The sequence below is a fragment of the Sphingobium chlorophenolicum genome, from assembly GCF_000722875.1.
Classification (GTDB): domain Bacteria; phylum Pseudomonadota; class Alphaproteobacteria; order Sphingomonadales; family Sphingomonadaceae; genus Sphingobium; species Sphingobium chlorophenolicum.
In genome coordinates, this window is sequence record NZ_JFHR01000012.1 from 21,201 (window position 1) to 33,511 (window position 12,311).

Annotated in this window: 3 protein-coding genes; all 3 read left to right on the forward strand. The window is 66.4% G+C overall.

The window, feature by feature from the left end; genetic code table 11:
* Positions 1 to 416 precede the first annotated feature (416 nt).
* The 3 genes from BV95_RS07250 to BV95_RS07260 are packed head-to-tail and all read left to right on the forward strand — an operon-like array spanning position 417 to position 12,300.
* Positions 417 to 10,136, forward strand: coding sequence for an Ig-like domain-containing protein (locus tag BV95_RS07250; protein ID WP_051749649.1), 9,720 nt, complete (start codon positions 417 to 419; stop codon positions 10,134 to 10,136).
* 52 nt (positions 10,137 to 10,188) lie between these two features.
* Complete coding sequence (locus BV95_RS07255; RefSeq protein ID WP_174544443.1) at positions 10,189 to 10,893, forward strand: OmpA family protein; 705 nt, start codon at positions 10,189 to 10,191, stop codon at positions 10,891 to 10,893.
* 12 nt (positions 10,894 to 10,905) lie between these two features.
* Positions 10,906 to 12,300, forward strand: a complete 1,395-nt coding sequence (locus BV95_RS07260) for a TolC family protein (protein WP_037449386.1) — start codon at positions 10,906 to 10,908, stop codon at positions 12,298 to 12,300.
* Positions 12,301 to 12,311 lie beyond the last annotated feature (11 nt).

The following is a 12,311-nucleotide window of genomic DNA, read 5'->3' on the forward strand; positions in this document are numbered from 1 at the left end:
GTCCGAGTCGCATATGCCGTAAGCCTTGTTTGTTAACCAAATGCCAGATGAGCATAGGTTCAAGGATATATCGAAAATCCAGAAACTATATCCTTCGTAATAATCCTTAAGTTATTTTTTCGGCCCTATCGCGTTAAAATGGTTAACAAAACTTGATTCTGCGTGACTCATTTATCAGGGCGGCGAATAACATCAGCCATCGGGTCAGTAAAAACACAAAAGCAGATGGTTAATCCGGGGCGGCAGTCGATCTTGGCAAAAAAGGTCCTGCCGGCGGGAGAACGTGACTAGGGGCAATAGCTGATCCGCTGATTGCCGCAATGTCGGTGAAGGCACCAGGTCCGCGTGCATATGCATTCGGGGCGAGGCCTTTTGCGCGCTCCTTCCATGCCCCATGGCGACAGGTGGGATGGACAATGGATTTCGAGCGCGATTGGGATAGCAAAGGCACCGCCGACCATCAGCAGGCCCTTCATCCGGAAGCGGCCGCCCTGGCGGCGAAGGGCAAGGCGGTCCATCCCGGCAAGATGCATCATGCGGACGTCGTGCGGACGGTCGCGCCCAATCCCGACGGCACCGTCATGCTGCCCGCCGGAACCGACATCAACCAGATCGAGGTTTCGGGACGCAATCTGATCGTCCATCTGCCCGACGGCACCGATATGGTGATTCTGGACGGCGCGGTGGTCATGCCGCGCCTGGTCGTGGGCGATGTCGAAATTCCTTCGGTCAACCTGGCCGCGCTGCTGATCGGCGAAGAGCCCCAGCCCGCCGCCGGTCCGCCGCGCAGCTCCGGCGGCAATTTCATCGGCCCGGATGGCAATGTGGGCGATCCCCATGGCCTGGGCGACCTGCTGCCGCCCACCGAATTGCTGTTCACCCAGCCCGAAACGCGGGAAATTCTGCCGATCGCGCCGGAGGATGATGAAGAGCCGGCAGTCACCATCATCACCCCCAACCAGCCGGCCGGCGCCACCGCAGCCACCGCAGGGGTGAGCGAGGCGGGCCTTCCCGCGCGCGGCAATGAGCCTGCCGGTTCCGCGGCCGCGGGCGACAGCGAGCGCACCACGGGCACCATCGCCATCACCGCCACGGACGGGCTGGCGGGCGTGACCATCAACGGCGTTGCGATCGCCACGGTCGGCCAGACGGTCACGACGCCGCTCGGCGTCCTCACCATCACTTCGATCACGCCGTCCGCCATCGGCTACAGCTATGTGCTGAGCGACAATGTGGTGGGCGCGCCGCCCGCCGAAGTCTTCACCGTCGTCGTCACCGACAGCGATGGCGACCAGGCGAGCGCCACCCTGACCATCACCATCGCGGATGACGCTCCGACCGCCGTCAACGACGCCGACAGCGTGACCGAGGACGGCCCGCTGGTCGCCGACGGCAATGTCCTGACCGGCAGCGGGGGCAGCGATGCGAACACGACGGACGGCGTTGCCGACATCCAGGGCGCGGACGGCGCGGTCGTGTCGACCACCGGCAGCTTCCAGGGCGCTTATGGCACGCTGACGCTGACGGCGTCGGGCGCCTACAGCTATACGCTGGCCAACGGCAATGCGGCGGTGCAGTTCCTGGTGCCTGGCCAGACGCTGACCGACAGCTTCAGCTACACGATCACCGATGCCGATGGCGACCCCTCCACGGCGACGCTGACCATCACCATAAACGGCGCGGACGATGGCGTCACCATCACCGGCCTGAACGGCACGCCGGGGATAGAGGGCGCCGAAGTCGTCCTGCTGGAAAACGACTTGTCCGACGGCAGCTCGCCCGACGCGGCGGGGCTGACCAAGACCGGCTCCTTCGGCGTCAATGGCCCCGACGGCCTGTCGAGCGTCACTGTCGGCGGCGTGTCCGTGCTGTCGAACGGCGCCTTCGTCGTTGGGCAGGTGGTGACGACGCCGGTCGGCACGCTCACCATCACCGGCTTCACCGCGACCGCCACCCAGGGCGGCGTGCCCACGGCGGGAACCTTCACCTACAGCTTCGTGCTGACCGACAACAGCCTGAACCACGGCGCGGCGGGTGCGGACAGCATCCTGCAAAGCTTCGCCGTCGTCGCGACCGACCGCAACGGGTCGGCCGCCAACGCCTCTGTCGACGTGCGGATCGTGGACGACGTGCCGACCGCCAACAATGATGTCGATGGCGTCGCGGCGGGCACTTACGGTCCGGAAACCGGCAATGTCATCACTGGGGCGGGCACCGTCTCCGGCGCGGCTGGCGCCGACGTCAAGGGCGCGGACGGCGCGGTCGTGTCGACCACGGGCACGTTCGAGGGCGCGTACGGCACGCTGACGCTGAACGCCGACGGCAGCTACAGCTATGTCCGCGCGGCGGGCACGCCGGGCGGGGTGAGCGACAGCTTCAGCTACACGCTGCGCGATGGCGACGGCGACCTGTCCACCGCCACGCTGCGGATCGACATCGCGAACAGCAACGTCATGATCATCTCCATCCCCAAGGTGGGCGAAGGCACGATCGTCGACGAATCCGGTCTGGTCGACCCGATGGGCTCCAATGCGGGCAGCGGCGTCGACACGACGGATGGCACCATCACCTACACCGCGCCGGACGGCCCGGCGACGATCACCATCAACAATATTCCGATCACCGGCGTCGGCCAGCAAATCACCACCGACAAGGGCATTTTGACGATCACCGGCCTCGGCGAAGGCGGGATCGACTATAGCTATACGCTGACCACCAATACGACCGGCGACGATGTGACCGACAGCTTCGTCGTCACCGTCACCGACGTGGATGGCGACACGGCGACCGACACGCTGACCATCACCATCCTGGACGATAAGCCGACCGCCGTCGCGGACGTGGATTCGGTTCGCGAGGATGGCCCGCTGGTGGCGGACGGCAACGTCATCGCCGGTTCGGGCGGACAGGACGTCAATGCGACCGACGGCAATGCCGACGTGCAGGGCGCCGACGGCGCGCAGGTTTCCGCCATCGCCTTTGGCGGGACGGTCGGAACCGTCGGCGCGCCGCTGGCCGGGCTGTATGGATCGCTCGTGATCCAGGCGAACGGCAGCTATGCCTATACGCTGAACAATGAAAATGGCGTGGTCCAGGGTCTGGACAAGAATGAGATCCTGACCGAGACCTTCACCTACACGCTGACCGACGGCGACGGCGATCCGTCCAGCGCGACCATCACCATCACCATCCAGGGCAGCGACGATGGCGTGACCATCAACGGCCTGGACGGCGAAGGGGCGGAGGAAACCGTCTTCGAAAACGACCTGCCGGGGGGCAGTTCGGAAAATGCGGCGGCGTTGACCCAGACGGGCAGCTTCACCCTGTCCGCACCGGACGGCGTGGCGACCGTCACGGTCGGCGGCCAGCCTATCTTCGGCGCGGGCGGCTTCATCAGCGGCGTCACCATCGCAAACGCCTATGGCACGCTCAGCATCACCGGCTTCACGCCCACGGTGGGCGCGGACGGCGACGTGACCGGCGGGACCGTCAGCTACAGCTATGTCCTCACCGACAACACGCTGCTGCACACGGGTACCAATGACGGTAGCCTGACGGACAGTTTCGCGGTCGTCGTCACCGATACTGACGGGTCGACAGACAGCGCCAGCCTGGACATCCGCGTCGTCGACGACGTGCCCACGGCGGTGAACGACGTCGCGGGCCAGCTCACCGAAAATGCGGCGGTGACGATCGACGTCTTCGCCAATGACGTGGCAGGTGCGGACGGCGTCAACCTCGCCAGCGGCGTGGCGCTGGAAACCGGCGCGGCCAAGGGCACCGTCGTCTATCAGGGCAATGGCGTCTTCCTCTACACCCCCAATGCGGGCGCGGAGGGCAGCGACAGCTTCACCTACACGATCACCGACGGCGACGGCGACAAGTCCACCGCCACGGTGACGATCAACCTGCTCCAGGATTCGACGCCGACCGTCAGCGTCACCGACATGACCGTGTCCGAAGCGGGCCTGCCCGGCGGTACGCAGCAGGCCGGGAACAGCGAGACCGCGACCGGCTCCATGACCATCGCGACCGGCGGCGACACGCTGACCAAGGTCGAGGTGCAGGACAAGAACGGCGCCTGGGTCAACGTCACCGGGGCGACGGCGGGAACGCCCGTGGTCGTCGCGGGCGCGGCGGGCACGCTGACCGTGACGTCCGACGGGGCGGGGCATTACAGCTACAGCTACACGCTGGCGGTCAATGACCCGACCCATCCCGACACCATCACCAGCGACGGCGACGGCATCAGCGGCGCGGCCGACCCCAAGGCGGGCGACGCCTTCGCGGTGCGCGTGACCGACAGCGACGGCGACGTCTCGCCCGCCGACACGATCAACGTGACTGTGCTGGACGATGCGCCCATCGCGACGGCCGACAGCGGTTCGGTGAACGAGGGCGGATCGCTGATCGTCGCGGCCGACGGCGTGCTCGCCAATGACCAGCCGGGCGCGGACGGCTATGCGCCGGGCGTGGTCGGCGTGGCCAAGGGCAGCGACGTGAACACGCCCGTCAGCGGCCAGGTCGGCATTGCGGTCGCGGGCGATTACGGCACGCTGACGCTCTTCGCCGACGGCAGCTATCGCTATGACGCGACGCCCAACGCCATCTCGGCCGATCAGCAGGACGTGTTCGTCTACACGATCCGCGACGCGGACGGCGATCTGGCGACAACGACGCTGACGATCAACGTCGCCAATGTCGCGCTGGCGGCGGACAATCAGACGAAGACCGTTTTCGAAGCCGCGCTGGATACCAGCATCACCGGATCGGACATCGCGGCGGGCAGCGTCACCGGCAGCGCGCCGGGCCAGACCACCGAAACCGCGACCGGCCAGCTCAACGTCGTGGGCGCGGTCAGCTACACGCTGACCAGCTCCGCCACCGGCAGCCACGGCCAGATTCAGTTGAACGCCAATGGCAGCTATACCTACACGCTGACCACGCCCGTGGACGGCCCGACGGCCAATGACGGTCCGCTGACCTTCGCGGGCGCGGAGGTTTTCACCTATCAGGCGGTCGACGGCTCCGGCAATATCGCCAACGGCACGATCACCATCGACGTGGTGGATGATGTCCCGACAGCGGCGGACGATGCTCTCCTGACCGTAGCGGAGGATGGCGCCGACATCGGCGGCAATGTCCTGACCAACGACACGCCGGGCGCGGACGGCGCGACCCTGACGTCCGTCACCATCGGCGGCGTCACGACGGCGATCAACGCCGTGGGCACGACCAACGTCAGCGGGGCCTTTGGCGCTTACACCTTCACGGCGGCAGGCGCGTGGACCTTCAACCCGTCGACCAACCTCAATAATGCCAGCGGCGTCAGCGCGGGCTTCTCCTACGTCATCACCGATGGCGACGGGGACCAGTCGACCGCCGTGCAGCCGATCACGGTCACGGACGGCGCGAATCCCACCGCGGGCGACCCGATCACCCTTGCGCTGGACGACCAGAATCTGGCGGGCGGCACAACGCAGGGCAATCCGGACTCGACCAGCGGAAGCATCACCTTCACGCCCGGTTCGGATGCCATCACCTCCATCGTCTTCGGCAGCACTGGCAGCCTGACCGGCGACCTGACCTGGCTGCGGGTATCCGACACCAAGATCACCGGTTCGGACGAGCGCGGCGTGGTCGTGACTCTGGACCTGTCGGTCGTCGGCAATGTCGCGACAGTGACGGCCACGCTCAACGACAATTACGATACGCATCCTGGCATCAATGCGGACGATCTGGTCCCGCTTGGCTCCGTCCAGGTGGTCGCGCAGGATACGGACGGCGACACCGCCACCGGCACCGTGTCGGTCAGCGTATCCGACGACCTGCCGGTGGTCAGCGCCAATCCGGTCGTGCAACTGGACGACGACGCGCTGGGCGGCAACGCCAACGGCACCGGCGACGACGCGAACAGCCTGAACGCCACCGGCACGCTGGGCCATGACTATCGCGCCGACGGGCCGGGCGGCATCGCCCTGCTGGGTACCGGCGCGCCGTCCGGCTTCACCTATGAAAGCAACGGCACCGTGCTGCTGGTGAAGCAGGGCGGCACCACCGTGCTGACCGTCACGCTGACCGATCCCGTCGCGGGCACCTATTCGGTGGTGCAGAATGCCGCCATCGTCCATCCGCTTGGCAGCGACGAGAATAATGTCAGCTTCGACATCGCCTATCGGGTGACGGATGCCGACAATGACACGGCCACCGGCACGCTGACGATCAATGTCGATGACGACACGCCGGTCGCGGCCAACGACACCGACATCGTCAAGGAAGACGTCACGCAGACCGCCACCGGCAATGTGCTGACCGGCGCGGGCAGCGACGGCAATCCGGCGGGCGTAGACTCGCTGGGCGCGGACGGCCCGGCGGCGGGCGGCGCTGTGACGGCGGTCACTGGCGGCACGGTCGGCGGCAATGCGGTCGGCAGCTACGGCACGCTCGTCCTCAACGCCACGGGCGGCTACACCTATACGCTGAACAATGGCCTGGCCGCGGTGCAGCAACTGGACGACGGCCAGACGCTGAGCGACATCTTCACCTACACGATCACGGATCGCGACGGCGACACCGCCACCGCCACCCTGACCATCACCATCCAGGGCACCAATGACGCGCCCCAGGTCGGCAGCGGCATCGCGGTCGTTTCGGAAGAGGGGCTGACCGGCGGCAATGCCGACACCGCTCCCGGCCTGCCGAACGACACAACCAACGCCACCGTCTATAACGGCACGATCACCGCTACCGATGTCGACGGCGACAGCATCGGCATGACGCTGGGCGATCCGGGCGCGGTCCTGACCGCCGACGGCCTGCCCGTCACCTGGACCGGCGTCGGCACGCAGACGCTGACCGGTTCGGTCGGCGCGGTGCAGGTGATCACCATCACCATCACCAATGGCGGCGCCTATACGGTGACGCTGCTCCAGTCGGTCGACCATAGCGGCATCAATGTCGAGGATGTGAAGAACTTCCTGGTCCCCGTGAACGTCAGCGACGGCACCGCCACGGTCGCCACCAGCATCGCCGTCACGATAGAGGATGACAGCCCCATCGCCGCCGACGACAATGTGACGACCATCGAAAAGGCGGCGGCATCGACCGGCAATGTGCTGACGAACGACCAGGTCGGCGCGGACACGCCCGGCGCGGTGGTGTCGGTCGGCGGCAACGCCATCGCGCTGGGCGGCAGCCAGACGATCGTCGGCGCCTTCGGTACGTTGCAGCTCTTTTCCAACGGCAGCTACACCTACACGCCCAAGGCGTCGGTCCCGTCGGGTTCGGTCGACAGCTTCACCTATGTCATGCGCGACGCCGACAACGACACGGCCAGCGCGACGCTGAAATTCACCTTCCAGGGCGACGCGAACAAGCCGACGGCGGATAATACCGCCGCCAAGCTGGACGATGACGGCCTGACCGGCGGCAATCCGCTCAGCACGCTTGGCGATGCGGACGCCAATGTGGGCGACAGCGGCGCGGCGGGGCCAGGCGAGGCCAGCTACAGCGGCACCTTGCCCTTCACCTTCGGCGCGGACGGCGGCGGCAGCGTGACCTTCGCCAACATGAACGGCCTGACGGGCACTGTCGGCACGGACACGGTTTCCTATAGCTGGAACGCCGCCAGCAACACGTTGACGGCGACCATCACCACGGTCGGTGGGCGCGGCACGCCGCTGTTCCAGGTCGTCGTCAATCCCACGACCGGGGCGTACACGGTGACATTGCTCGACAACGTCCTGCATGCGCCGGGCGGTAATGAGGCGGATGCGCCGCAGGTCGACATCAATTTCCTGGTGACGGACAGCGATTACAACGCCGCGACCAACCCCACCTCCTCGGCTGTCGGCCAGCTCAGGATCGTCTTCAACGACGACATGCCCAGCGCCTTCACGCCCGCCGCCGGAGCGGTGGCGAACAACGACAGCCCGGCGACGCAGTTCAACCTGAACTTCGCCGCCGTGGCCGGGGCCGACGGCGTGGGCAACGCGCTGTTCAACATCGTCGACGGCGCGCTGGCGAAGGACACCAGCGGCGCGACGCTGCGGTTCAACGGCGAAGACCTGTTCCTCTTCGGCAGCGGCACCAATGTGCTGACCGCCCGGACGGCGGACGGCGATGTCGGCTATACCGTCACGCTCCAGCCGGGGACGGACAAATATGTGTTCGACCTCTACGGCACGATCACCAACGGCAGCGAGATTTCGATCAGCAGCTTCAGTTCGGCGAAGGCGGGCAATACCGACTATCGCGGCCTGGGGGTCGACACCACCGACGCCATCGACGTGCTCCTTTCCGGGCGCAGTTCCGCCGGCACGCGCGGATCGGTGAATACCGACAGCGACTCCATCGGCGTCGATAATAATTCGGTCAATCCGGACGAGGCGGTTCGCATCGACCTGGTGAAGACGCTGACCACCAGCGTCGGCACGGCCACGGGCTTCGCCTATGCCGATCACCAGAACGTCATCAGCTTCGAGCAGGTTATCGCCCAGGTCGGCGGCAGCCCCGGCAACACCGTGACGGTCAAGGTCACGGCCATCGATGCCGACAACGATCAGGATCTGGGCTATTCGTCCGTGACGCCGGAGGCGGGCGAAAGCTTCGTTCCCATCGTCAAGGTGTCGGTGACCGATTTCAGCATGGGCCTTGTCTACACCTTCACCGGCGATGGCACGCAGGCCGGGTTCGGCGTGACCTTCTCCTCCGGCAGCGTCTTCATCAGCGGCCTTCAGGTGAACGACAAATATGAGATTGTCGGCTCCAAGGGCTTCGACGCGGTGCTGGTGGAATCGCCGCACGTCAACAATCCCTTCGACCTTGGCGTCTTCTCGGTCGAAACGCTGAACAGCGGCGCGCCGATCCTTATCAACCACGCCATTGTCGCTTCGGACGCCGACGGCGACAGCGTCAACAGCTCGGTCAGCGTCACGCTGACCCCGGTTGCTGTTCCCCCGGTCGCCATCGACCTGGACGGCGACGGGCTGGAATTCGTCGGCCTGTCTGCGGGCGTGACCCACGATTACGGCCAGGGCGAAGTCGCGACCGCCTGGGTCTCGTCCGACGACGGGCTGCTCGCCCATGCGACGGGCGGCGGCTATGACATCGTCTTTGCCGACGATGCAGCGGGCGCGAAGAGCGACCTGGACGGCCTGCGCCTTGCCTATGACAGCAATGGCGACGGGGTGTTCGATGCGAAGGACGCCGCATTCGCCGAATTCGGCGTGTGGCAGGACGCGAACGGCAACGGCGCGGTCGATGCGGGCGAGTTCAAGTCGCTCGCCGACGCGAAAATCGCCGCCATCGAACTGACCGCCGACGGCAATGGCTACACCACCGCCGATGGCGACGTCAGCGTACTGGGCGAGGCGAGCTTCGTCCGCACCGACGGGACCAAGGGCGTCATCGGCGACGTGATGTTCGCGACGGGGGCCAAGGAAAGCGACGCGAGCAAGACGGAAAGCACCGCTACCGGCTTCAACCAGGCCCTGGTCGCGGCCAGCCTGGTCGCGGTGGTTGGCGCGGCCGAGACGATGACGGAGCAGCAACCCGCGCCGACGACGACTGAAACCGCCGCCCCGATCACGGAAACCGCATCCGCCGCGACGGTCTCGGACGAGCCCACCACGACGCAGGAAAGCGCGCCGACCACGCTCGCGGCGAACGACGATCAGGCGGCTCATGAACAGCCCACGCCGACCGGCCATGCCGGTGAGGAAGCCGCGCCGGAACATGCCACCCTTTCGGACGGCGGCGACGCGCATGCTCCTGCCGAAACGGCGGAAGCGCCTCAGCCCGACCTCAGCGGTCATCAGGGTCTGCTGGCGCAATCCATCGACCTGCCGCCCGCCTTCGACGGCAATGCGGCGGCGGTGCTGGCGGCCCAGGCGGCGCAGCCTGGGATTTCGGCGGCGAATGCAGCCGATGTCGTGAAGGAAGCGCTGGGCGCCCATGATGCGCCGAACATCGACGCGCTGCTGGCCGCCCTGCCGGGTGGAGAACATGCCGCGATGCCCGCCTTGCTGAACCCGGTCGCGGGCGATGCGGTGGACAGCGGGCATCTGGCGGCGGCCACCGCCATCTTCGAAGCGGCGATGGTCGCGCATGAAGCGATGGCGGTCGCCCATGGCTGAGCTTGGCGCCGATCTGGACATTTTCTCGCGGGGAAATTTGGGGAGAGTGAATATGCGAAATGCAGTTGGAAAGGCTGCGGCCGCCGGGTTGGCGACCGTCATGCTGACGACAGCGGCCTGGGCGGCGCCTGCTTCGCCCTTGCTGCAACTGGGCAAGTCCGAATTGCGGGACGCGTTGACCAGCCGGTACGACACTGCCGTCAAGGCGGTGGGCGACGCCAGCGTGCGCGCTGCGCAGGACAGCCGCTGGACCTATGCGGTCGAGGCGAAGAACCAGTGCGGCATCGCCATCGGTTTCATCAAATCCGGCACGAAGGATGCGGACAGCATCAACAAGTGCGACGACTTTGTGGCCCGCCTTTCGGCGCCGCCACCGCCGCCGGTGCCGCCAGCTTCAGCCCCACCCGCGCTGGACTGCACGGCGCCGGCGGTGTCAATCTTCTTCGACTGGAACATGGACGCGCCGCTTCCCGAAGGCGTCAGCACCATCTCCACGCTGACCCAAACGGCGGCGCAGTGCGGATGGACGCGCTTCGGCGTCACCGGCTACACCGACACGTCGGGCAGCAACCGCTATAATGACGGCCTGTCGCTGCGCCGGGCGCAGAATGTCGCCAGCCTGATGAGCCAGGGCGGCATCGCCGCCGACGCCATGACCGTCACCGGCCTTGGCGAAACCCAATTGAAGATCGAAACCGCCGATGGTGTGCGCGAACCGATGAACCGTCGGGTCGAAATCACCGCCAGCGCGAATTAAGGGGAGGAAGGCATGACTATCATGCGCAAGACATGCGGCAGCCTGATCGCCCTATGCGCGGCGGCCATGGTGAGCACGGGCTGGGCCCAGACCACCGATCTCAAGAGCGCGATCGCCGCGGCGATCGACAGCCATCCGGAGATCAACCAGGCGATCCAGAACAAGGAAGCCATCGAATTCGAACGCGAACAGGCAAAGGGCCTCTATCTGCCCCGCGTCAGCGTCGAAGGATCGGCGGGCGTCCGCCGCCTGGAAAACGCTACCCGCCGCGCGCTCAACTTGGACGACCAGACGCTCTGGCCGCTGGAAGCCAGCGTCCGGGCGGAGCAGACCGTGTGGGATTCCGGCTACCGCAGCGCTGAAAAGCGGCGGCAGGCGGCCCGCACCGACGGCGCGGCCCTGCGCGTCGGCGAACGCTCGCAGTTCGTGGCGCTGAACGTCACCCGCCAATATCTGGACTATATGCTCCAGCAGCGGGTCGTCGCGGCGGCGGAGGACAATATCGCCTTCCACCGCAAGCTGCTGGGCGATCTGGGCGAAGGCGTTTCCAAGGGATCGATCAGCATCGCCGACCAGCAGCAGGCCGAGGAAAGGCTGCAAGCTGCCCTCGTCCGCAAGAGCGAGGCGGAGCAGGACATGACCAATGCGGCCATCGCCTTCCGCACGCTGACCGGCCTTACCATCGATCAGGTCACCATGCCCGATGCGGTGACGAGCGCCGTTCCGCCGACGCTGGACGAAGCCATCGCCGCCGCCCGCACCCACAATCCGCTGGTGCGCGAGGCGGAGGCGGACATCCAGGCGGCCCATGCCGTGGTGGATGAAGCCAAGTCGGAACTTGGGCCGACGGTCTCCCTGGAAGGCACCGGCCGCGTCGGTGAGGATGTCGACGGCTTCCGGGGCAGCACCAACGACATCCAGGGCCGGGTGGTCGTTCGCTGGCAGCTTTACAATGGCGGCATCAACCGGGCGAAGGTCCAGGAAATGACCCGCCGGTCGAGCCAGGCGCGTTTCCGCCTCAGCCAGCGGCTACGCGAAGCGGAGGAGGATGTCCGCACCGCCTGGAACCGCTGGGACACGGAAAAGAAGCGCGTCACCGACCTGTCGCGGCAGGGCACGGTGTCCGACGGGCTGCTGGTCTCCTATCGCGAGCAGTTCAATGTCGGGCGGCGGTCGCTGCTGGATGTGCTGGACAGCCAGAACACCCGCTTCAACACGCAGGTGCGGACGGAAACGGCGCGTTTCTCGGAGATTTTCGCGCAATATCAAATCCTGGCCGCAACCAACACGCTGCTGGATACTCTGGGCCTGGCGGCTCCTTCGGGCGCCAATCCCTATGCCCGGAAGAAATATGACGTCCCTGATCTGCCGCCCGCCGAATTGCAGCGGCGGCGCTATCCGGGCTGAGTTTCATTATT

Excerpts from the sequence above, each read along its gene's own strand:
- BV95_RS07260 (WP_037449386.1), top strand. The coding sequence starts at position 10,906 with ATGACTATCATGCGCAAGACATGCGGCAGCCTGATCGCCCTATGCGCG.
- BV95_RS07255 (WP_174544443.1), top strand. The coding sequence starts at position 10,189 with ATGCGAAATGCAGTTGGAAAGGCTGCGGCCGCCGGGTTGGCGACCGTC.
- BV95_RS07250 (WP_051749649.1), top strand. The coding sequence starts at position 417 with ATGGATTTCGAGCGCGATTGGGATAGCAAAGGCACCGCCGACCATCAG.